Raw genomic sequence first — 23,770 nt, forward strand, 5'->3', positions numbered from 1 at the left:
CACCTAATCTTATAGATTTTTATTTAGTTCTGATGCCAAATCGTCTAAAAGTTCATTTATACTTTTTTCTTGCTTGCCTATTTCATTTACTTTCAAATCATCTAGTAGCAAATATGCAGTAAAAATTGGTTTATCTAAGATTTTATCGCATTTTGTATATTCGTCAAAAAGTCTTTCTATCGATTTGTTTACATATCCATCATCTGATTTTATTGGTTTTTCAAAGGCACTGACCATACTAGCCGGTCTATCGCTTCTTAGTGTTACTATTAGTGCTTGAGGAAGAGTTTGGTTGGCGAAAGTATTTATTTTTCCTGTTGGCATAGATTTTACAAAGGCTTCTAGGAAAAGCTTGGTGGCTTTTATAGTGTCTTCTTTTTCGCCAAGTTGCTTATAGAATTCATGAAGGGCTATGTTGGCATAGCGATATAGGGTGGATGAATTGTATTCAATTGTACCGAGCATGCCAGCACCTGCATTGTCTTCTTGTGCGAGGTCATCAACAGCTGTAAAGAAATCGAATTCACTTTCGATGCCATGAGTTGAAATGGCATGGGCTACTTGAGATGATGCATCTTCGTTTAATGATGGATCATCTGCCACCATTCTGCCGAATAGGGCTATGTCTATTGCAGTGTTACTGTTTAAAATTTCTTGCAATTCTTTTTTATCGGTATTTTTATTTATGCATGCTTGAGCAAATTGGTCTGCTTGCCTGTCGCTTATGAAAAATAATGCTTTTGCTTTTTGATCTTTAGTTGAAATTTTAGCGGCATTTAATGTTTTTTCAGCCATATTCATGGCTTCTTCTAAGGAAATTGAACTAGCTTTTTTTACAATTTTATTGGCAATATATGCCACAATGTTTAGTGAGCGAATTCCCACATTTTTGATATCGCCATCTTCGTTAAAGTATTTTCTCATAGCTCTTTTCCAGCTTTGTGAGCTAACTCTTGCTCTTGTCACTCCCCCGTATTGGGCAGTCTTAGGACTACCTGTGTCATCTCTGTTTATATTCGCAGGAGGCATAGTTTGAATTGCGTGAATATCTAAAAATAGTCTTTGATTGATTTTGTTTTCCATTTTAATCTTCTCCTTTTTCATTTTCTTTTCTAAATTTGTAGTAGGCCCTTGCCCATTTTATTTTTATGCCATCTTTTTCTTTTTTCAAAAACCAATATAAGTCGTCTGCCAGACTTGCATAATCAACTTTGACTTCTGATTTGGCCTTTAAAAGTTTTACCATCTGTCTTAAATGATTTTCTAATTGTTTGAAATTACTTGAAGTTACTAGAGCATTAAACCTTGCATCGGTAGACTTGCTGTCATTTGTTCTTAAATAGCTTAAGGCATCTCCCATGTTTTGGCGCCTTTCGTCTTTCTCGTAATCGAGTTTTAAAACAGAATTCATATTCGCTTGTTGATGCAGAGCGTACATCTGCAGCGCCGTAAAAATCGATTTTTCGTAATCATTTAGTTCATTTCGTGAACCGATAAATTCCTCTGGTATATTTTGGAATACATATGTAAGAGCATCCATATTGCTTGAGGTTTCTTTATTTATCGAGTTTCTAATGTTTGCCAACAAAGCTCTTGTAGCGGGAATGTCTCTTGTCGCATCAAGTTTTCTCAATATCCTTGCAGTTTCCTTGTAAACATCTAATGTTTTGTTCTCCATTTCTACCTCCTTTATAATTTTTTATTCAAGTGCCATATAAAGCTATTAAATGCTGTTGCTATATTTTTTGTGGAATCATTTTCTACTATGCCGATAAAATCTCTCGGGCCTGCATTTTCCATGATTTTTTCAGCTTGTCTTATGAGCAAGGTTTTTAATTTTTTATTCCACATCTTTGTCTTTTCGTCTTTATTATCTTTATAATCTATACTTGATAGCCAATCTCTGAAGGGCTTGTCAATTTCAAAATACATATCTTCTACATATTTTGATGTAAATTCATTTGATTCTATGTTTCTAATACTTTTTATATCATTTACAAATGATCTAAAAGTCTTATCTATGATATCTTTTGTTTTATCAACGAGGTCATTTATTCTGATAACCCAGCCCTGATCTTTAATGTCGTTTAGTATTGATTCTTTGATGTATAAGCTATCTACAATTTCGTTTGTCGGAACCCACGATGTTGCATTTCCATCATCTTCCATGCTTACAGAATTGATTTTTACAACTTGATTTTTGATATATGGCTCAATGTGATTTAGCCATTCCATAATTCCCGGTTTTCTTTTAGGTGTATTGGCATTATTTTCATTAGCGTCTTCGGTCCTTGTGATAAGTCCAAATGATCTCCACAAGGATTTGTTTAGTTGATGCTTTTTTGGAGTAAATTTGCCCTTGTTGTCTCCACTATTATTGTATTTCCATAGAGTCATAGGCTCTAAAAAATTATCTTCATGTGATACTTCTGGCAGTTTTACAATCTGCATTTTGAATACATCTCTAGGAGCGAAATCAGGTATGTAAATGGCCCTGCTCCACCTTGTGTATAATTCACTTATATTATCAATTATATTAGATGACATATATTTCTCAATTAGCTTTGATGGACTATATTCCCAGCAAGGTTTCTGAATGTTGATATTGTACTGGGTGTTTACTTTATCCAACAATTGCAAATTTAAAATCAAGGTCTTATATATATTATCGCTTGAAAGATACACTCCTCCCAAGTCGAATAGCCATCCCTTGGATGCCTTGTATTTTTCATCTCCGAATATAACCTTATCTGATAGGCCCGTATATGATTGATATGTTATTAGCCATCTTACTACTTCATCATAATTTAACATTTCTTTGTTGTTACCATGATTATATTTTGGAGAAAATAGGGCTATTTTATTGGCACTTTCTGAAATCATTCTATTTATATTTTTGCCTAAGACTTCGCTCGGACTAGTTTTATTGATTTTTGAACTATCCACTTGTGCTTCTGTCACCTGATAGAAAGGATACTTCTCGTCAAATAGATTAAATCTATCATGCCAGAGCTCAAGATATTTGATGACAATTTCTGGGAATTTTCCAGCAGTCCATAAATCTTTCCATGTTTTCATCAAGTTATCTTCATACTCTTCTTCATCGTCGATATCAACACTTTCGACCTGCTTCATGCGCTCATCTACTTCTAGTTGAGCGTAGGCCTTGCCACTTGCATCGTATCTTGAAAAAACGGTGTGAAGTATGGCCAATAAAAATCTCATCACAGCAAAATCTTGAGTTAGCATATCTCCCGCAAGAGCCGTGTACGTGTGAGCATTTTGAAAAAATTCCTTTAACCCAACAAGCTTTGTAGTGCCTTTGTCGTCCGTTGCAACCAAAATCCAAGGCTTGTCAACCAAATTAAATTCGCTCATTTTCATCCTCCTTTTTTACTATAAGCCCATACTTTGGGTCATAGACTAATATTTTATCCAATATTCTAAATTCATTTTTTTTATCAAATACTATTGCAAGATTGTTTTTAAGCCAAAGCTGCTCGTTCCAAGAAGCAAAATTTTTCAAATAATATTTTTCGAGTTCTTCTATTACTTGATCTATAAGATACTTGCCCTTACTGTAATATACAGAGTTAGGCAATTTTATAGTTCTCTTGGCTATTTCCATTGCAGTTTTATTATCGCTAGAATTAAGGACTCCCTTTTTATCAAAAAACTCATATCCATCCTCGCAAGATTTAAGTGCTATTACTTCAATAGTATCAGTGCTATCTCTGACCTGGGCATAAGCTTTGATATCTGATGCTTCCGCGACATGATTGGAATTTTTAATCCAATCAGATAAATTTTTGTCTGTTGAAATAGAGCTTATAAGTGGCTTGTCTATACAATAAGCCTCTGCCTTTATCTTTTTTTCTTCAACCAGCTTGTCTTTTGCCCTTTTATAATTCTCATATTTCATTTTTAACTCATCATCTAACTCTAGGTCTTCATCTGAATAGACAAGTTGAACCAAGTGCGATATATCATTTGGCAAATTTATTTTTTCTGGCAAAAAATACTCTGTCCTGAATAAAAGATAGGCTGGATAGACGTAAGTGCTTGCCTTGTCAAAATCATAATTGTCGCAATTTAAGACATAGACCTTTGGCGTTTTCAAATTATCAGGTCTTTTTGTTTCAGTATGTCTGTGAAGTCGCCCCATTCTTTGCAAAATCAAGTCCATGGGTGCCAAATCAGTTATTAAAAGGTCAAAGTCTATGTCGAGAGATTGCTCAATAACCTGTGTTCCGATAATTATTTTAAAATCTGGTCTCTTGCATTTTTTCCCAATTGTATTAAGCAGTTGTTTTTCTTTTCTATATCTATCTGTTGCAATAAATGATGAATGCAGCAATTCAACTACTTCTTCTCCATACTCAGCAATACATTTTAAAAAAAGTTCTTGGGCTTTTTTTACTGTATTCACAATAATACCTACGACGCCACCATCTGGCGTACTCTCATTTATCAGCTTTATTATATCTTCGCTTTCATCTCTATTTTTTCTAATTATTGTATAATCTCGGCCAGACTCTTTTTCAAAATCTGAAAACTGCTTAATACTTTGACCGTCATTATAGGTCAAAAGCGGATAAGCCTCATTTGTTTCAAATCCTTCTGGCTTAGAGACTTTTTTAAATTTATAACCAGCTCCTGCCATATAAAATTTTAATAGTTCGTTTCGCTTATTTATTGGCAGGGTTGCCGATAAAATCACAACCGGCACCTTATATGCCCCAAGCCACCTCAAAGCTTGATGCAAATACACATTCATATATGAATCATAGGCATGAGCTTCATCTATTACGACAATTTTATTTGATAAACCCAGATGTCTTAGCATCAAATGTTTTTGCTTTAAAGCACAGAGCAAAATCTGATCAATTGTTCCAACTGTGAAATCATCTAGAATAGATAATTTTCTACCAGCAAACCATTCATTTACCCCTAGTCCATCCTCGCCATGAATATTTCTACTCTTGGGTAAATTTGAAAATTCTTCATTTAGCTGAGCCTTACCATGGATAAGCCTAATTGACCTCCCACCTGATGTATGCTCCAGCCAATCCTTAACCCTTGTAAAAATTCCATTTGAAGTAGCTTGAGTTGGAAGTCCAAAAAACATTCCCCTTCTCTTGGTCTTTTGCGCAAGCTGCTCAACTGCCACAAGCGCAGCCTCCGTCTTACCCATACCCATGGGTGCCTCTACTATCATTATGCCGGGTTTATCAATTTCATCTATTTTTTCCGATATCTTTTTTTGTGCATCTTTTGAATTAAAATTGAATCTAGCTTTATAAATTTCATCATAATATGCTTGAGGCTCCCATTCTTTAGCTTGACTATCATGCCATTTTAAAAATCCCAACTCCGCCCGGTCAGAGTCCACTTCGCACTCATCTATTCCAATTAAGGGGAAGTAATCTTCATTGCTGCTTATCCAGTCTGCCATTACTAAAAGTCCAGACAGAATCACTTGTCCTGGTTGGGAAATTAGAGGAAGCTCATCCACATTTGAAAATTTGCTATTTATCATAGCCCAATCAAATATTTTTTTATGTATCTTAGACCAGAAAATAGCTGTTGTAGAATTAGTATCGTCATCTTGATAAAGACTAGAAAAGTAGCTTGAACTGCCATCCGATTCTAATTTAGAAATAGGTCTTCCGTGGTGAGCTCCTATAATATTTGCCACGCAAAAATTGACTCCAAACTTCTCTAGAATATATTGACCACTTACATTATGAGCAATATTTTTTTTGCTTTTAAAGTCGTAGAAATCAATATTTTTAAAACCCGCATTTTGAAGATTTTCCAAAATCAAACTATCTAGTTCACTATCTCCATTAAAAGATTTTTTACTCTGAAATATCGCTGTCGCCTTGCCAACATCATGAACAGCTCCCAAAAATCTGCAAAGATTTCTAACTAAATCATTCTTATTTTCAACTCCCGTATCTATGGAATTTATCAAAAAATCCTTAGTCCCATCAGATAACCAATTGTCAAACAAGCGTCCACAAATCTCCATAGTATCTTCCAAATGGATCATCAGTGGTAGCCACATGGGAGCGTTTTCACATCTATTCTTTTTAGCCCACAAGTATTTTTCCATACTCTCACCCATTGTTTTAAAACTCTAAAAAGCAAGTTTTATTCTTTAATATCTTTTCGCAAACCTCTTTTTCTGCAATTATAACTCGTAAGTGCTTATGTTTTATATATAAAATTATATGTAGGTCATACGCTCTTTTATACTTGTTAAAATTTTACTATATAATTATTATAATCTTTTAGACTTGGATAATACACACATAGATTTCAATATTTTTTATATAATCAAATGTGAAATGTTTTTTATTTTTCTTAAAATTTATATCAAGCGGCTTTTTTTCAAATTTAGATTGTATCTTTAAGTGAAATTTTTTTTGAGATAAAAAATGTTTTTGTAGCTATATGTCTACTTGCTAAAATGTCGGATACATTTGTTATAACTAGAATAAATTATATTGTTCAAATATTGATTATTGGGGAATGTTTTGATATATTATAAAAAATTATTGACTAAAATAATATTTACTTTAGGGTTATATAGATGAATGAAGAAAACAAAAATAATTTAGATTTAAAAATTAAAAGATTAAAAAAAGTATCTGGGATCATTGGCATACTAGGACTCTTAGTCCTGTCTTTGGTTTTTCTTTTTGATTTATCGTATCCCAATATCTTATTTTCGATTCTAGCAACCATAGCCTTGGCTCTAATATTTTTATCAGCTGGAATGTACATAGCAATCTGGTTTATGGATATAAGCCTAGCTTATAAAAGAAAGCAGTATTTTTCTGTAGCTTTTCTATTTTTACTTGCCTTAATTTTTATCTTTTGTAAATTCTTTTAATAGCTAATAAAGCTTAGATTTAAAAAAGTTGGATGAGATAGTTTTTGCTTAATACTCTTACATATTTTCTAGTATAGGCATAATAATGAATAAGAAAATTTAAAATTTATAAAGCAGTTCCTTGATGGACTGCTTTTTTATATTCTATCTTATAATATCTTCTCTATTTTCTTAAAAAATAATTATTTATAAAATACAAAAAACCTCGGAAAAAACCGAGGTTTTGGTAAGATACAAATATTATCTCTTTGAGAATTGTGGTGCACGTCTGGCTTTTTTCAAACCGTACTTCTTTCTTTCTTTCATTCTAGAATCTCTTGTCAAGAAGCCAGCCTTTTTAAGAATTGGTCTAAGCTCTGCATCATATTCTAAAAGAGCTCTTGCAACACCGTGTTGCACTGCTCCTGCTTGACCTGTAAAGCCACCACCGATTACCTTTACGATTACATCGAATTTGCTTTCATTATCAGTCAATGTAAGTGGAGCCTTTGCAACAGCTCTTAGAGTTGCATAGTCGAAATAATTTTCTATTTCTCTGCCATTTATAACAAACTTTCCAGAACCTGGTAAAAGTCTTACAGCAGCAACTGAAGTTTTTCTTCTTCCTGTTCCTCTGAATTGATTATCCATAATTCCTCCTACTCAATTAAAATTCGTATGCTTCAGGTTTTTGTGCTTCGTGTGGATGTTTGTCTCCAGCATACACTTTCAACTTCCTAAACATTTGTCTGCCTAGGCTATTTTTTGGAAGCATTCCCTTTATAGCATGTTCAATAATAAATTCTGGTTTCTTTTCGAGTAGTTGTTTGTATGAAACTTCTCTTCTTCCGCCTGGATAGCCGGTGTGATAAGCGTGAATCTTATCTTCCCATTTATTTCCAGTCAATCTCACTTTTTCTGCATTGATGATAACAACAAAATCTCCAGTGTCCACATGTGGAGTATAAATTGGTTTGTTCTTTCCTCTTAAAATATTAGCCACTTCAGTTGCAAGTCTGCCAAGTACCTTGCCTTCAGCGTCAATTATATACCATTTTCTTTCTACTTCGTGGGCTTTTGCCATGTAACTTTTCAAGCTACTTTCCTCCTAATCGTTTAAAAAATTCCGGGGCTTTTTAAACAAGCTATATTTTACTAAGTCCCCCTCTCTTTGTCAAGCTATTTACTGATTTTTTTGGTTTTTTTGTTTTATTTATTCTTACTTTTTTACTTAAATGATATAATTCTATTGGTGATTAATATGCAGTATCAAAATCTTGGCAAAAATAGAATATTTGCTGGTCTAAGCGAAAAAGAAATTGACGAGTCCATTGAACTTATGAAGGCTAGAGTCAAATTCTATGAAAAATCCAACCCCATAATCAAAGAAGGCGATGAGATATCCTCCTTCTTTTACATAATAAAAGGCTCTATCTTTGTTTATAAGTGTGATATTTTGGGCAATAGGCGAATTATTTCAATTGCTAAAAGTGGTCAGCTCTTCGCAGAAGCCTTTTATATAAACGAGGTGAAGTTCTCGCCTGTCTACGCAGTTGCAAGTGAGGACTCCAAGCTTATTAGCTTGACTTTAGATAAAAATAATTTTGTGGATAGAAAGGATCTCTACTTAAAGATAATGACAAATATGTGCAAAGTTTTAGCCATGAAAAATACCATCTTGAGAAAAAAAATTGACATCCTAAATCTTCCAACTATAAGGGATAAGGTCCTATATTATCTGCGTTCTCTAGAACTCGAAAATTCAAGCAAATACTTCTTTATTGAATACAATGTATCTTCCCTATCTGAATATTTGGGCGTCAATAGATCTGCCCTATCTAGAGAACTTTCAAAAATGAAAAAAGAAGGAATAATAGACTATTACAAAAATCAATTTCGCATCTTAAAATAAAATTTAAATATTTAAAAAAAGAGCAGTCTCAAACTGCTCTTTTCTTTATACATATTCTACGTATTTCTTAGTTAAAACTTTTTACTGTATATTCTCTTACTTCGGATTTTACTCCGTCTTTTTCAGCCCAGTAACGGATTTGATCGCCTGCTCTTAGTTGTTTTTCTAGGGTGAAGGTTGTAAAGTCTTGACTTATTATTCTTCTTCCCCTTCTCCTTGTTACAGTTTTGATTTCTGCTGTATATTCATCCCAGGTTCCATTTATTTTTACTGCGAGTTTTCCGCTTGCACCATTTAGGTTGCTTAGTACATAGACTGTCTTGTAGCCTGCTCTTGGTAATTGGATTTCCATTTGTGGTAGGCTTGCTCCAAGTGCTTTTATTTCTGTGTCTTCTGTGAAGGTTATGACTAGTTTGTTGTTTTGAAGAGTTTTTCCTTCCCAGCCTTTGAATGTGTAGTCCATGGTTTTGTTGTAGACTGTTGGCGGGTCTATTGTTACTTCTTTGTCTTTTTTTACGTAGAATTTTCTTATAGCTTTTATGAAGGCTTTGTCTGTATCAGCTTCTGCTACTTTGAAGGTTACGATTATCATACCGTCTGGCCTATTTGCTTTTATTTGGTCGTCTGGTATGTTTGGATCTATTGGGATGATGTCTTCTGATTCGTATTTGGCGTTAAAGACTATGTCTTGTCCTTCTAGTTTGAGTTCCTTGTCCCAGCCTATGGCTTTGTAGTATTTTGCTGCTTTTATTTCTGGCACTTTCATTCCGGCTTGTTTTGCGTCTTCAAAGGATAGGTCTTTTGCAACTTTGTAGGTGACTTCTTCTTTGTTTAGACTTCCATTTGCTTCTTGTTTGAAGCTTACTTTTATAAATTGTGGTTCTACTTGGTCGTTTTCTCTTATTTCTTTTACTGGGTCTTGCCAAGTAGCTATTAGGGTTTTGTTTTCTTCTATGCTTGTGTTTAAATCGAAGTAAGCGGCCTCATTTTCTTTGCCTTTTTCTTTCCAACCGACGAATACTTTGCCTTCAAGTTTTGGTTCGTCAAAGGCTTGTAGTTTTTGTCCATGGGAAACTTCTTGACTTTTTACGTTGCTTCCTCCCATTGAGATGAAGGTTACGGTGTGCTTAGTGCTTGTCCATTGGGCTATGGCTGTTTTATTTTCATTTAATGTTATTTGATCTCCCTCTCCATAAGTTGTGTCATCTATCTTCCAGCCTGCAAATACCGCATTTTCTTTTTGTAATTTGCCTTTGTTTGCCAAGTTAACTACGGTACCAACTTTTACCCTTATAGCATCTGGCACTGTTCCTCTTACATCAGCTCCACCATTTTCATAAATCAATGTTACCGTCTTTTCTATTGCTTTAAAGATAGCAACAAATTCTTTGTTTCCTTTGATAACTGAACCTTCGTCAATATTTTCTTGCCATTCTTTAAATTCGCAATCTTCATTCGCAGTGACCTTTGGTATTACTATGGTCTTGTTGTCCGGTGTTTTTGTTTGGCCTATTTTAATACCAGCGTTTGGATTTACGAAGTAGACTATTTCATCTTTGCCATCTACTTTTCCATTGCCATCTGTTTTGAAGGTGACTGTTACATAGCCTTCTGGCTTTTTAACGCTATCATCAGTTTTAGTAATTATGTCATTTGACTTTTCAAATTCAAATTCGAAAACTGCCTCTTGTGCAAATTGTCCTTTTAGGGTCTTGCCATTTGCATTAGTCCAATTTTCTCCATTCACAAAGTATCCAGTGTCTGGTGTCTTTTTGATTGATGCTGCTATTGCTTCTAAATCTATTTCTACTTCTGGTGATACATAATAGATGAAGTCGCCTGTGAGTGTGCCTTCTAGTTTTCCGCCTTCTTTGGCTTTTAAAGTAATTTTTACATAGTTTTCAAGGGCTTCTTTTGGTCTTTCTCCATTTGACCCTGCTTTGACTATGTTATCATGCACTTCTACAGGTATTTTGATTGGGTTTGCGTCTGAGCCTTCTGTTGTTCCATCGGTGTATTTTATTATTACTTTTGCTTCCGCTTTTCCAACCTCGTCTTTATTCGGAGTGCTAATTACTTGTATTGAGCCTATTTGCTTGCCGTCTGGTGGAGTTATCTTGCCTTTTAATATATCAGATGTGATTTCTTTTCCCTTAGGCGTATCTAGGGGAGCAATCGTGCTTTTTCCTATTAATTCTTTTGCGTCTATTTCTTCTTCATAGCTTGCTTTTATTAGGGTAACTTTTTGTGTGAATTTGTTTTTAGCTAAGTCTATGTCTAAGACTGGATTTAGGTCTGTTAAGCTGTTGTCATCTGCTCCTTCTTTTATCTTTTGCCACTTGTCGAAGTTGTATTTTACTTTTTGAGTGCCTAGAGATTCTCCATTATTGTCTTTTAGTTCGACTTCTTGGTCTTCTTTGCCTTTTGGATTTGAAACTGTTATTGCCACTTCTTTTGTTGGGTTTACCCAGAAGGTTTGACTTTGTTTTTCGTCTGCTTCAAGTGCTGCTTTTTCCGTCTTGTCTATTATGACTTTTACATAGCTTGCTGGTACGTCCGGTTTATTTGCCGGGTCTGTTTGTTCTACCACATCTTGTGCAGATCTTGGTGTGATCAAGGTTTCTTCTGTGAATTTGTGGCGCTTTGTAAAGTCGAAGATGCCATTTTCTTTTTCTTCTTCATTTTGTGCTTTCTTGTCTGCTGTCCAGTTTGTGAATCTAGAATCGCCTGCAGTGTCTATTTTCGGTATTTCTACCCAAGCATTTTTGTTTACATAATAAACTTTTGAGTCTCTTGCATCAAAGTCCTTGTTTGGTTTTACCCTTACTTTTATATAGTCTCCAGTTACATCTTTCAAGCCGCCATCTTTTGCTTCTAGTTTTTCTGCATCTGATAGGAATTTAGGCTTGTCAGCATTCTCATTCAAGGCTTCGTAGACATTCTTGTAAATCTTTATCGGAATAACAAGCTCTTGTGTGTCCTTTTTATCTTTAAATTTAACTTTAGCCTTGATATTTACTGTGCGAACCAGCTCATCCTTGTCAGCTTTTTTCTTTTCATTTACTAATTCAAAAACTTTTTCATCAGTTAAAGCCTGGTCTTTGTCGTCAAAAAGTTCAACAGTTGTATCTTGAGGAAGTTCTTTTTCTACAAGTTTTTCTCTTCCATTTTCCTTTACTTTTTCTTTCCAAACAATTTGCTTCTTTAGATTTTCAAGAGTCGGAGCAAATTTATTCGACCAGTTTTTTGTCGCATCCGCCTTATCATCTTTGAAAGCTTCTGTTATGACCATGCCCTTAGCAGCAGCACCAGACCAGTCAAAATAGGCAGTGAAAGTATAGGGCCTTTGGATGTCAGTTGACTCATTAAGCCACTTTTCATTGTCCCACTTGCTAAAGCTCTTACCTGAATCTGGAGTGATATAGTATCTGCCTTCTTCTTTTGCTTTAGGATTTCCACTAGCGTCTTTGCCATCTTCCCAGATTATTGGATGAGGAAGCTTATCAGACTTTAATCCCTTGATTACATCATAGTAAATTGCTGTTACTTCTTTTCCGGCTTTGTCCTTAAATACTCCACCCTTGTTTGTCTCATCTACCTTGAAGGTAACTCTTACATAACCATCTGGTACTGGGTCTTTTGGATCTGTGACTTCTATAACTCTTGCATCCTTATAGTAGAAAATAATCTCATCGGCTCCAGTTCCATTGATGCCCAACAATTCGTTGGTGTTTTCATTCACATCATAAAAGAGTTGTTTTTGCGGCTTTTCTCCATCTGCTAAAACCCATCCTGGTATTGGTCTATAGTTTCTGGCGTCGTAATGGCGGCATTGGCTTATAACTTTTTCTTGACCAATTATGCTATTTGCCCTAATAAGCCTTGTTTTTTCTGCTAAATCTGTAGTCGCTTCTATCGCTTCTTTCGCTCTTACATCTACATAATTTACCTTATAGTTGCGTGTCCTATATCTTCTATAGAAAAATTTAAAAACATTGTCTTTATATTTTGGATTATCAATCGAAAGACCTGTCTCTTGGTCTAAAATTTTTGCAGGTTCTACACGAAAAGTTTGGAAATAGGTGTTGTTAAATTTAACTCGATCATTATATTGCCTATACTTATCGTAAATGTTCGATTGTGGATGGGCCGTAAGTTCTTCATCATCTGCTAAAATCCATTCTTCATTTTGTTGATCCCCTGTAGCTGCGACTAAATAGTTGACACGCTTATTCTCAATCTCATCACATATAAACTTATCAACGTTGAAATCTTTATTCAATAAATAATGTTCAACCTTTATATCTACAGTATCTGTTGGTATCCATATAGCTTTTAGGTAAAGTGGACTTACTACATCATTTCCAAAAGAATAAAGCTCTCTCGCTCCAGAAATATCTCTGTACTTCTTACTATATTCCTTGTCTAAGTTATTTGTATAGTTGCCGTCCTTATCTCTTTTATAGCGGATAAGTTCCCAGCCACGAAATTCGTATCCCTTTCGTTTCGGTTTTGCTGGCAAGTTTAATATTTGATGTTGAACCACTGTAAAGACTTGCTTGTCTTTAGTCTTTTCTCCGCCTAAAGGATAGGTTACTTTTTTCTCTTGTCCAGTATCGCCTTCTACAATAGTCTTTTTCTCAACAGTTAGATTTTCTGTATTGATATCAGGTAAAGTTCCGCCGTTAGCATCAAAGATCACCTTCCACTTATAGTCCGGCTCGCCCCATTGAGCATACAAGATTAAATCTCGTGCTGGCATGGTTTCATTTATTTTTTGTATGAGTTTTTGTCCTTTTATATCCATGGCCCAGCCCTTGAACTCCCAATTATCTGGAATTCCTTCCGGCTTTTCAGGCTTGTGGTCTTTATCGAGATTCAATTTGTTTAGAGGGTATTGGTAGAAAACCTGAATTTTGTCCTTAGCTTTGTAGTCTGAGTCATCCTTTTCCTTGTCGGGGTCATTGTTGAGCTTTAGTTCATACTTATTTCTTGAATATTCAAAGGCTATATAACCATTTTGATCGAAAATTCGATACTCATCTCCGCTATCTTCGTTTTCGTTTTCATCTTCCTCTAAGTCTTCGATAGGCTTCTTTAGATCTTCTTTTTCTTCTTCATTTAGCGGGTCAATTCGAGGGAAGGACCACATAAAATATATCTTTCCCTTTTGTCTTCTCTTGCCTTTATATCTATAATAAACCTTAGGAAATGGCGTTTCTTCATCTCTTGCTTCATTCTTGTCATCTTGCAGGTCAAATGCATCGAATTTTTCAACTCGCTTTTTACCCTTACCAGTAAAACCTTGCAGATCTGGCGGTGTAAAATCATAATCGCTATTATTTGTATCGGACTTTACCATATAGAGGTCATAGTCATAGCTTTGTTCGCCTTCTTCAAAACCGTCCAGCAAAAAGTCCTCGTGAATTGGAAAAACTTGATCACTTTGATCGATACCAAAGGCTATATCAAAGGGACCCGCCTTTTTAGGAGCCACACCTTCACCCATAGGAATTTCTTTTGCTAAACCCTTTGTGCTAAGCTCCGGGTAATCCACAAATTCGTTGGCAGTAAGCCTATAAGGAGGCGTATCACGATATAAACGTTCTTCTACACCTTGCAAGATAGACCATCCAAGAGAGTTGTTGTCCTCTTTAAATCCACCGACCTCCAAGATGTCATTGGGCCACATTCCCACAAGGCTTTGATTAAAGCGTGCCTCAAAGTGATAGGGCGCTCCCGGCTTGCCCAACACTTCTCCATTTCTTGTCAGCGTTGGATAAAAACTCGCTTCGAAGGAACCTTTAGTAAACCAAAGCTTGTAGACCTGCCTATCGTAGTAGATGTTATATACAGTCTTTCCTGTAGGCGATACCTTCTTTATAAGCTCTTGGTGCTTGCTGTCGACATTTTGCTTATTGGTAAGATCTTTGTTATAGACGTAAAACTTATTAAGATAGAGAAGGTCCATTTTCTCATTTCCATTGGGATTGTTGACCTTTACTTTTTCCTCATTGTAAATCCTTTGTAGTCTAGCAGCATCCAAGTCCGTAAACTTTACACCTTTTACAGGCTCTTTTTCAAGCTCTGGTCGCTTGCCTACGGGTTGATTTTTATATACATGGGCTCCTACAAAGTCATACTTGTTCAAAAGCTTGGCGTCCTTTGGATAATCTGCCTTTTCTGCCCAAAATAAGACTGTATAGTCTGCTTCTTTTTTGCTTTCCCAGACTGCTGTAAAGGTCACTTTTTCAGCTGGCATCTGTAAATTAAGATCAAGATTATAACTTGGATTTCCCGATGCATCCTTCATAATCTCATCTTTTTTAAATACCGTGTCGACTCCACTTAGACTTCCCTTTAAATCGACAGAAGGCTTCCAGCCTTTGAAAATCATACCCGACTTAGTGGTCATATCCGTGTCTTCAATCTTTGGGATAATTTGCTCATAATACAAGGTCCTAGCTGGTATCGGCGTACCCTCATCGCAATCAAATACGACATCATAGTAGGCACGATTGTAACGATACTCCAACTCAAAATCTTTTGTATCCTCTGGAACTTGGGTCAAAATAAATTCTGCTTCTGGTTCAAATCCTCTTATATATTTTTCATCCAAAGGTTTTATTTCCATTGTGGAGCCGGTGCTACCGAATTGTGTATCTACAATAGGCTCCGACTCACCTGGCTTATTGCCATACTTGTTAAAGTCTTTTAGCATTTGAAAAACGTGTTTTACTTTAACTCCAACCTTCTTAGCCCTATATTTAAAATCTTGTTCTGCTTGGTAATTAATTACACCGTCTTTTGTCTTAGCAAGCTCTTTTTCTGCTCGGCTCTTTATTACATCATAATTTATTGAAAATTCATTCTGAGGTTTTATATAACCCTTGATATCTGGAAGTTTAATTTCTTTATTTATTCTAGCCTTGTCTTTATCACTTGTATCCGCGCCAACACTTGCCACATAAGGTTGATGGCTTTTCTTGTATTTTTCGCCCCTTTGTGCTTTAAAATTCATGCGGAATGTATAAATATCAGGTTGCTTTTTGTCTTTTAATACCTCTGTTTCATCTTCGTCATCAGTAAGTTTATAAGGTGAAACACTTAAGGTATTTACTGGATCCCTCTTTGTTGATAATAGAATCAAGTCTGTGTTGGATGCAAAAACTTCTAGCGGCGTTGTTAAAAGCATGCATACAACTAGAAAAAATGTTGTAATTCTTTTTAAATAACTATTCAAATTCAATTCATCTCCTAACATGATATATATGCCTAGATTCTTATATAACAATTTATAAATATTTTTCTAGAAAAAAATTATACAATATTTTTATCAATTTCAAAACTTTAAATTTGAAAGATAGTAAATTTTTTTAATTTTTTATGAAAATTTTTAAATTTTATGAATTATTTCTTTAATTTATTTCTTTTATTCATTTCTTTTGTTTATTTTTAATTTACCTTTTTTGATGTGCTAATTGATATATGTATTAATGGATCCGGATGTTACTTTGTAAAAATTTAGAACATAAAAAGCACCTGCTGGCGCTTTCTTATTATTAGCCAAAATTATGAGCAATACTTGCTGCTGCTGCTGCTATTATCGCTGCCACTAAATCATCGGCGAATGTTGTGACCTCGGATTTTGTATATTTTCTCTGATCAAGTTCTCTCAAGATGCCCGGTTTTTCCTTGTCTAAGTAGCCGAAATTAGTAAGTCCTATTGACCCGTAAACATTTGTAATTCCAAGAGTCAAGACCTCGTCTATTCCGTAAAGGCCTTCGTCATTTGATATTATAGAAAGTATTGGCTCGGGCAAGAGTTTCTTGTTTGCCATCTCATCAAGAGCCAAGCCAGTCAAAATGGCATTAGCGACTTCTCTTTTGCCAAGCACTCCCAAGACACTATTTCTACATGTTTCCAAGTCTAATTCTGACAGATAGGGCTTTTGCAAATCTAATACCATCTTTGCCATGTCCTCTATGCTGACCCCTATGCCTTGCAATTTTTCTATTGAAATTTTTTTCAAGTCTAAGTTTTTATATTCCATCTTCCACCTCAGTTCAGTTTATCTCCTCTCGTTGTGCCCTCATCTCCATATTTCCACATGCCGATTTTTTTCTTTAAGGCCTTTTTTGCCAAGTCTTTGAAAATCTTTTCGTATTTTACATTTGGTTTAAATGTATAGGGTCTTGCAAGTCCCTTTGCTATTATGATGGCCGAGTAATTTTTGGTCACAATTTCTTTTCTGGAAAATTTCACGGGCAAGTCCAGCCATACATATCTTAATTCTCTTCCGTACTGGTCAGTCTTATCTAAGTCCTTCTCCAAATAAACCTTCCTTCCCTTTAGGACTTTTTCTGCAAATTTTTTTGCTTCCTTGCCGAGTTTTTCTTGTTTTTTCCCAGTTTCTGGAGTATTTATACCTATTATTCTTATTTTTTCGTTCTTGTTTGAATAAATTGTGTCTCCATCAATCACTTTTTCGACTTTAATCTCACTAAATTTATCAAGGTCAATATTTGAGTAAGATTTTCTTTTGATTCCATAAATTATCAAAATAAGTATTATGATAAAGACAAACTTAAAACTAGTTTCTCTGTTCATTTTTTCCTCTTTTGACGCCTGTTAACCCTTTTCCATCTGAGAAAAAATCCCATCAAAAGGCTAGGAAAAATTATGGAAATTATATAGGCTACTATACCAACCTTTGATCTTAAAAGATAAATTACAAGTTGAATTGGAAGGCTTATAAAATCCATACCCAATCGCCAAGTGCTTTCTCCTGGAGCAACCTCAAAAACAGACTTGCCCATGCCTACTAGTGCAAGAGCTAAAAATGCAAGTCCTAAAAAGAAAATATAAGAACCTACAAAAAAATCTCCCCTAGCCTTTGATTTTGTCGTCAAAATAGACGATAGCCACTTGTAGAGCAATATAATTAAAACACTTATTATTAGTTTTCCTATAAAATTTTGGTACAAGAGTTCTTGTAGCACTTGAAATTTTCCTATAATAAAGCCAATTCCCATGCATATAAATGATAAGACACCTTGGACCAACAAGGCTCGAAAATTATTTTTAAACATCCTAGTCCTCAATTAGATAATTTTTCATATTTTTTGAAAAATGAAACTGACCATCATCGGTTACAAATACAGCCTCTATCCCTTCTTGACTATTTACAAGCTTCATGGCCTCATCTAAGGGAGTGAGAAAAAGGGCTGTGGAGAGAAAGTCTGCCAAACCTGAATCTTTTGTCACAACAGTTACAGATCTGTATAAGTTTCCTGGCATAGCACTATCTGGATCGATTATGTGACAATATCTCTTCCCGTCCAAGTCAAAATATCTCTGATAGTCTCCACTTGTAACAACCGCCTCGTCTTTTATTCCCAATTTCAAGATTATTCCATCTTGATACTTTTGGAAATTTTTTCCATCAGGGCTTTGGACTCCTATGATGAACTTGTCCCTGCCAAGCTTATTTACATCTCCCAAGGTTACAACATTGCCACCAGCAGATATAAGGCCGGCTTCAACACCCATCTTTTCAACTTCTTCTTTGATTATCTGGCAGGCGTATCCCTTGGCAATTGAACCAACATCAAGCATCATTTTAGGTTTTTTCAAAAAAACTGTCTTATTATTTTTGTCGATTTCCAAATTTTGGGGATCACAAAAAGCTTTAGCAGCCTTAAGCTCCTTGTCCGTTGGCAAGGCTGAGCCAAATTCTTTTATTACATCCGCTTTTCTTGCTTGCATTTCTTCATCTGATGGCATTTCAAGACTTTCTTCAAAAGTGTAAGCAGTCCTATATTTAAGCCATAAATCTGTTATAGACCCGATGAGGATATTGGTCTTATTAGAATATTTATTTTCGTATTCTTTTGCAAATTCTAAAAGATTTAATATCTCATCACAGACAGGCACTGCTTCTTTTCCCGCCATATCATTTATGGTCTTTACATTATTTAGATTGTCATAGGCTTCGAAGCTATTGAATTTTTCATGCAAATCTTGCAGCCTATGCTCTATATAAGACAAGTATTTTTGGGCTTCGTCTTCACTTTTTGCATAGATGGCAGCCTTGGTAACTGTGTCAAAAGCACCAGTAATAGTGATGTCATATTTTTCTAAAACTTCATTGGCTTTTATTACATTTTTATCAGCCTTTTCGTGTTCACCAACATGGTTGTGGTTGTGGTTATGGTTGTCTTTATGCTCATGGTTGTTCTTGCCACATCCGCTAAGAAGCGTAAGGCTAACAAGAAGTCCGCAAATTATTTTTCTTTTCAAATTAATCACCCAATATAGAATATAACACAGCTAAAAAACTTGCAAAAGAGAAAAATAAAATTTATCATAAAGATTCACAAGTAAACTTCTGTTTGAGGAGCTAATAATATATACTTAAAGTGTATGGAGGTCTTATGAATAAAAAAACTCTCGCCTATATCTTAACTATTATCCAAACCATTATAGTTGCCCTCTCGGTCGTATTTGTAAAAATAGCTCTCGAGATGACCAATGCCTACGATCAGTTGACATTTAGGTTTTTCTTGGCACTTATAAGTGTATTTTTGGTAAATCCTTTTATGAAAAATAAATTTAAACTCTCCAAACAGATGTTTAAAGATTTAATGCCCCTAGCCATATTTTTCCCTGTGCTTTTCTTGCTCTTACAAGGACTGGGACTTATGTATTCATCGGCAACAGAGGCCGGCATTATCCAGGCCTTATCGCCAATTTTTGCAATTATTCTCTCGTCCATAATGCTTGGAGAAAAGACCAACTTCATTCAAAAAATTTGCATTGTTCTAAGTGTACTAGGAGTAGTTTACATGACCTATATGGGGTCCAAAATCTCAATAAGCTTCAATCCCAAAGGCACTTTGCTCCTTCTGTTGTCGTCATTTGTTCTATCTTTTAATATAGTCCTTCCAAGAAAGCTAAAGGATAAGTATGATTCCCACGAAATGACAAGCTTTATAACCCTGATTGGATTTGTTGTATTTTCTCTTATCTCGATTTTTTATCACATGAAAAATGCCGATGCTTTTAACTTTATGCTCTTGGCAAATCCAAAATTTTTCCTAGCCATGTTTATGCTTGGTTGTATAGCCACTTACTTCACATCATGGACAAATAATTTCTCTCTTGCCCATCTTGAAGTGTCAAAGGTATCAGTCTTTACCAATCTTTGCCCCATAATATCCCTCTTGGGTGCCATGGCATTTTTGGGTGAAGCTGTCCATTCCTACCACATAATAGGCATGATAATTACCCTAGTGGGGGTCATAGGAACCAATTATTTTGCAAATAAATAAAAAACTCCTCACCATTTTTCTGGTGAGGAGATAAAACTCGCACTCTAATAGGAGTGCTTTTTTATTCAATTACTTTGTACAAGTCCTCTGCTCCAGACTTGCCGACAATATCCTTTAAATCCAATACTTGGCATTTAAAGGTACCATTTCCAAAAGCGATTTCTATAATATCCCCAATCTTTAGTTCGTCGCCTGCCTTGGCAAGTTTATCATTTATTTTAACTCTTCCGCCATCACAAGCCTGCTTGGCTAGAGTTCTTCTCTTTATTATCCTAGAATTTTTTAAAAATTTATCTAATCTCATGATCTACCCTTTATATTTTTATATCTTTCAATGTTGGAATCATTCAAGAATTCATAAGCTGCTCCAACTTTTTGGAACATCTCCTTGGCACCAGCTTCCTTATTCAAGTCGGGATGATACTTTTTGGCCATTTTTCTGTAAGCAAGCTTAATGGCGTATTTATCAGCATCATAAGCCACCTGCAAAGTGTCACACGCATCTTCATAAGATCTGATGAAGTCCTGACCAAAAGCCTGACCAGAAGCATTGTTCTGTCCGCCAAAACTTCCAGATTGATTTTCAAAATTTTGGTTAAAGAAATCCTCAAAGTTATAAAATTCGAAGTGAAAGCCTCCACGTTCGAAATTTTCAAATCTCTGATTCCAAGCTTCCTCTTGAGCCTTTCTCCTTCTCTCCTGCTCCCTTAATCTCTCTTGCTCCAGCTTTTGCCAATACTTTTGTCCATAGGAACCCATCTTGTCATAGGCTCTCTTGCGACCAAGCAAATAGTAGTCTGCCCTATCATAAAAATATTCCGTCACCATATAATGCACATATTGCAAATAAGTAAGAGAAATAGTCCCCACGATAGGTGCCAAAAAAGAAAATATTATGAGTATCAACAAAATCGGCCTTTTTAAAAGATAATAAAAGAAAAAAGGATTAATAAATAAAAATATAATAAAACATCCACCTATGGACAAAATCGCCATCAAGGCCTGTCTAATTGAACTAAATATGCTCAATAAAATATTGACTACAAATATTAGTCCGGAAAAAATAAAATCAAAAAATTTTCCAATTCCCTTATAAAAATAACCTATTATCTTATTCATTATCAATTCTCATTTCTGTACTTTTCCATAAAAATCATATCATCTATGGCTAAATCATTTTCGCCTGCCAAATATTCCAGATGATGTGTGAGTTCATGATGCAAAATCTCCCTCAGCTTATCCTTAAAAGCTTCATCGTCATAATACCAAAAAAGACTTTCAAAAGAACCATAATATATTACAATCTGAGATCCTAAATTTGAAATTATATATTGACCTAAAATTAAAAGTTTATCACCCTCTTTGGATTCGGGGTGAATTTTTTCTTCATCTGAAAGCAAGATGCCGCCATTCAAGCCTTGCAAAATGCCATCAGGCAACTCATCAATAAGCTCAGCCAAGAGTTCCTCGGCTCTTTGTATGTCAATCATTTATGATTTTCTTTCTCGCAAGCTCAACTAATTTGCCAAATATTAAGAGCATGACAATCAATTTAAGTTGGGCTTGAAAGGCGGAAGGTATCATCCTAGTCATCAAAGACTGAAAATATGTGATACCTCTAAGCTTAGATATCCAAAAAGAATTAATTAAAAAATTTGGAACCAAATCAACCAAAAGAGATCCCGCAATCATTCTCCAAGGCTTGATTTCTTTCTTGTAAAAAAAGATTCCATAAATAAAACCTGCCAAGGCAGATGTTAAAGTAAAGCCTGGAAAATATGAGCCCCCTTGTGGCATTATATTTGCCCTTATAAAATCCGACAATCCACCAACACAGGCGCCTCCCCAGGGGCCAAATAAAGCAGCTGCAAGAGCGGTTACAAGAAAGCTTGGCCCAAATCTGTTCATGGGAGTTGGAATTGTTATAAATGAATTGACAACAATGTGCAGAGCAACAAATAGTGCTAGTAAAGTTAATTTCTTAGTATTTTTCATGTCTCCTCCAATAGTCTACATTATACCATAGGTCTTTTACCGATTGCCTATCAGCTTCAATTTTAATATATTTTAGTAAGCTTGGATACATTTTTTTAACATTTTAATCTCACTTTTTATTTTCTTTAAAAATATTCTTAAACTCTTTGTAAAAACAAAGATTTCTAATTATTTATATAGATTAAAAATTTACATTATGAAAAATTTATTTCTTTTCAAATATTTTTTACTTTATAAAATACGATTATATATCCCTAGTCTTTATTTAAAAAAGTTTTAAAAAAATCGACACCATCTTTTAAAAGTGTCGATTCTAAAATAAATATTTCGTATTTTCATTTATTTAATTTTTTTAAATATTCAGATATTATAACTTCTTGTCCCTGATCTTTTGGTTCATAAAATTTTCTGCCAGCAAATTCATCCGGCATATAAACTTGATCTACATAAGCTCCAGGATAATCGTGAGGGTACTTGTAGTCCTTTCTCAAGTCCTTATCCGTTGCTGGATCTCTCGGATCTCTTATGTGTGCTGGTATTGTAAAAGTTTTTTCCAAAACTGCTTGTATAGCTTTATTTATCGCTAGATATGAGGCATTTGACTTGGGTGATGAGCTAAGATATGTGCAGGCATGTCCTAGGATGAGTCTACCCTCTGGCATACCAACAATTTCAAAGGCCCTAAAGGCATCAACAGCGACTTGCAAGGCTTGGGGATTGGCATTGCCTATATCTTCCGATGCAAATATTATCATGCGTCTTAGAATAAATTTAGGGTCTTCTCCAGATTCTAACATAGCAGCCAAATAGATTAGTGCCGCATCAGGATCTGAACCTCTCATAGATTTTATAAAGGCAGAGATTATATTGTAGTGATCATTTCCTTGCTTGTCGTAGGAAAGTTTTCTATCCTCGAAGGAATTTTTTAAGTCATCTATTCCAATTTTTATTGTGCCATATTCACTTTTATCTGTGGATAAGACAGCCAACTCCAAAGAATTTAAAAGATATCTGCCATCTCCCGAACTTCTTGAAATCAAAAATTCTTTGGCACTCTCATCTATCTCTACCTGATATCTGCCAAGTCCTCTATCCTTGTCTTCTAAGGCAGTATTTAAAATTTTTATAAGATCTTCTTTTCCAAGTTCTTTTAAATTTATTATTTTGCATCTGGATAAGAGGGCCTTGTTGACTTCAAAATAAGGATTTTCAGTTGTAGCCCCTATCAAGATTACTATTCCCTTTTCAACATATGGAAGTAGAGCATCTTGCTGCGTTTTGTTGAATCTGTGAATTTCATCCAAAAACAAGATTGAACCTCTAGCAGAAAGTTCCAAGTCTCTTTGGCACTCTTCTAAAACTTCACGCAACTCTTTTAGATTGGAAGTCACAGCCGAAAGCCTGTGAAAATTTTTAGAACTCATCTCAGCAATTATTTCTGCCAAGGTCGTCTTTCCCACTCCTGGTGGTCCATAAAAAATCATTGATGGCAAGATTTTTGATTTTATAACCCTATAAAGATACTTACCCGGCGCAAGGATATGCTCTTGACCCGCAAACTCTTGTAAATTTCTTGGTCTCATCCTCTGAGCAAGTGGAGCTGTCTTTTTAAGATTATTTTCCATGCCCATGGAAAATAAATCCATGCT

General features: G+C 35.1%; 19 protein-coding genes. 3 read left to right on the plus strand and 16 right to left on the minus strand.

Annotation, left to right across the window (positions count from 1 at the left end; all coding sequences use genetic code 11):
- Nucleotides 1-9: 9 nt before the first annotated feature.
- From cas7e to cas3, 4 genes are read right to left on the minus strand one after another with little or no spacing between them, the layout of a single operon-like run.
- The gene (gene cas7e / locus LV469_03200) at nt 10-1,083 is read right to left on the minus strand and encodes a type I-E CRISPR-associated protein Cas7/Cse4/CasC (protein ID UHR03314.1); all 1,074 of its coding nucleotides are present in this window, start codon (nt 1,081-1,083) and stop codon (nt 10-12) included.
- 1 nt (nt 1,084) lies between these two features.
- Nucleotides 1,085-1,678, minus strand: a complete 594-nt coding sequence (casB, locus tag LV469_03205) for a type I-E CRISPR-associated protein Cse2/CasB (GenBank protein UHR03315.1) — start codon at nt 1,676-1,678, stop codon at nt 1,085-1,087.
- 11 nt (nt 1,679-1,689) lie between these two features.
- Nucleotides 1,690-3,378 (minus strand): type I-E CRISPR-associated protein Cse1/CasA, encoded by a 1,689-nt coding sequence (locus LV469_03210; GenBank protein ID UHR03316.1) that lies wholly within the window; start codon nt 3,376-3,378, stop codon nt 1,690-1,692.
- The gene (gene cas3 / locus LV469_03215; GenBank protein UHR03317.1) at nt 3,365-6,118 is read right to left on the minus strand and encodes a CRISPR-associated helicase Cas3'; all 2,754 of its coding nucleotides are present in this window, start codon (nt 6,116-6,118) and stop codon (nt 3,365-3,367) included. The genes LV469_03210 and cas3 overlap by 14 nt, the downstream gene beginning before the upstream one ends.
- Before the next feature lie 480 nt (nt 6,119-6,598).
- Between cas3 and LV469_03220 the strand changes: the two genes are divergently transcribed.
- Nucleotides 6,599-6,901, plus strand: a complete 303-nt coding sequence (locus tag LV469_03220; protein UHR03318.1) for a hypothetical protein — start codon at nt 6,599-6,601, stop codon at nt 6,899-6,901.
- A gap of 240 nt (nt 6,902-7,141) precedes the next feature.
- Here the strand turns inward: LV469_03220 and rpsI are convergent, their stop codons facing one another.
- Together rpsI and rplM are read right to left on the minus strand one after the other, a co-directional pair.
- Nucleotides 7,142-7,534 (minus strand): 30S ribosomal protein S9, encoded by a 393-nt coding sequence (gene rpsI, locus LV469_03225; protein ID UHR03581.1) that lies wholly within the window; start codon nt 7,532-7,534, stop codon nt 7,142-7,144.
- 13 nt (nt 7,535-7,547) lie between these two features.
- Nucleotides 7,548-7,976, minus strand: coding sequence for a 50S ribosomal protein L13 (gene rplM / locus LV469_03230; GenBank protein UHR03319.1), 429 nt, complete (start codon nt 7,974-7,976; stop codon nt 7,548-7,550).
- Nucleotides 7,977-8,141: 165 nt separating this feature from the next.
- Between rplM and LV469_03235 the strand changes: the two genes are divergently transcribed.
- Complete coding sequence (locus tag LV469_03235) at nt 8,142-8,792, plus strand: Crp/Fnr family transcriptional regulator (protein UHR03320.1); 651 nt, start codon at nt 8,142-8,144, stop codon at nt 8,790-8,792.
- A gap of 67 nt (nt 8,793-8,859) precedes the next feature.
- Here LV469_03235 and LV469_03240 read toward each other — a convergent pair whose 3' ends face one another.
- The 5 genes from LV469_03240 to LV469_03260 form a co-directional block, all read right to left on the minus strand.
- Nucleotides 8,860-16,041 (minus strand): InlB B-repeat-containing protein, encoded by a 7,182-nt coding sequence (locus LV469_03240; protein ID UHR03321.1) that lies wholly within the window; start codon nt 16,039-16,041, stop codon nt 8,860-8,862.
- A gap of 313 nt (nt 16,042-16,354) precedes the next feature.
- Nucleotides 16,355-16,846 (minus strand): phosphatidylglycerophosphatase A, encoded by a 492-nt coding sequence (locus tag LV469_03245; GenBank protein UHR03322.1) that lies wholly within the window; start codon nt 16,844-16,846, stop codon nt 16,355-16,357.
- 8 nt (nt 16,847-16,854) lie between these two features.
- Nucleotides 16,855-17,403: a thermonuclease family protein gene (locus tag LV469_03250; GenBank protein UHR03323.1), complete on the minus strand. Its 549-nt coding sequence runs from the start codon at nt 17,401-17,403 to the stop codon at nt 16,855-16,857.
- Nucleotides 17,400-17,885 (minus strand): hypothetical protein, encoded by a 486-nt coding sequence (locus tag LV469_03255; GenBank protein ID UHR03324.1) that lies wholly within the window; start codon nt 17,883-17,885, stop codon nt 17,400-17,402. Before LV469_03255 ends, LV469_03250 begins: the two co-directional genes overlap by 4 nt.
- A gap of 1 nt (nt 17,886) precedes the next feature.
- Nucleotides 17,887-19,095, minus strand: a complete 1,209-nt coding sequence (locus LV469_03260; protein UHR03325.1) for an FAD:protein FMN transferase — start codon at nt 19,093-19,095, stop codon at nt 17,887-17,889.
- Between the two features lie 134 nt (nt 19,096-19,229).
- Between LV469_03260 and LV469_03265 the strand changes: the two genes are divergently transcribed.
- A complete protein-coding gene (locus LV469_03265; GenBank protein ID UHR03326.1) occupies nt 19,230-20,126 on the plus strand; it encodes a DMT family transporter in 897 nt (298 codons plus the stop codon).
- A 61-nt stretch (nt 20,127-20,187) separates the two neighbouring features.
- Here LV469_03265 and LV469_03270 read toward each other — a convergent pair whose 3' ends face one another.
- From LV469_03270 to LV469_03290, 5 genes are all read right to left on the minus strand, one after another.
- On the minus strand, nt 20,188-20,430 hold the full coding sequence (locus LV469_03270) for an RNA-binding S4 domain-containing protein (protein ID UHR03327.1): 243 nt from the start codon (nt 20,428-20,430) through the stop codon (nt 20,188-20,190).
- On the minus strand, nt 20,427-21,245 hold the full coding sequence (locus tag LV469_03275; GenBank protein UHR03328.1) for a DnaJ domain-containing protein: 819 nt from the start codon (nt 21,243-21,245) through the stop codon (nt 20,427-20,429). Before LV469_03275 ends, LV469_03270 begins: the two co-directional genes overlap by 4 nt.
- A gap of 2 nt (nt 21,246-21,247) precedes the next feature.
- On the minus strand, nt 21,248-21,616 hold the full coding sequence (locus LV469_03280; GenBank protein ID UHR03329.1) for a metallopeptidase family protein: 369 nt from the start codon (nt 21,614-21,616) through the stop codon (nt 21,248-21,250).
- Entirely contained in the window at nt 21,609-22,121 is a 513-nt protein-coding gene (locus LV469_03285) for a folate family ECF transporter S component (protein UHR03330.1), read from the minus strand. The genes LV469_03280 and LV469_03285 overlap by 8 nt, the downstream gene beginning before the upstream one ends.
- Nucleotides 22,122-22,456: 335 nt before the next feature.
- Nucleotides 22,457-23,767, minus strand: coding sequence for a replication-associated recombination protein A (locus LV469_03290; protein UHR03331.1), 1,311 nt, complete (start codon nt 23,765-23,767; stop codon nt 22,457-22,459).
- Nucleotides 23,768-23,770 lie beyond the last annotated feature (3 nt).

Origin of the sequence: Peptoniphilus sp. GNH (assembly GCA_021307325.1) — a bacterium.
Taxonomy (GTDB): domain Bacteria; phylum Bacillota; class Clostridia; order Tissierellales; family Peptoniphilaceae; genus KA00134.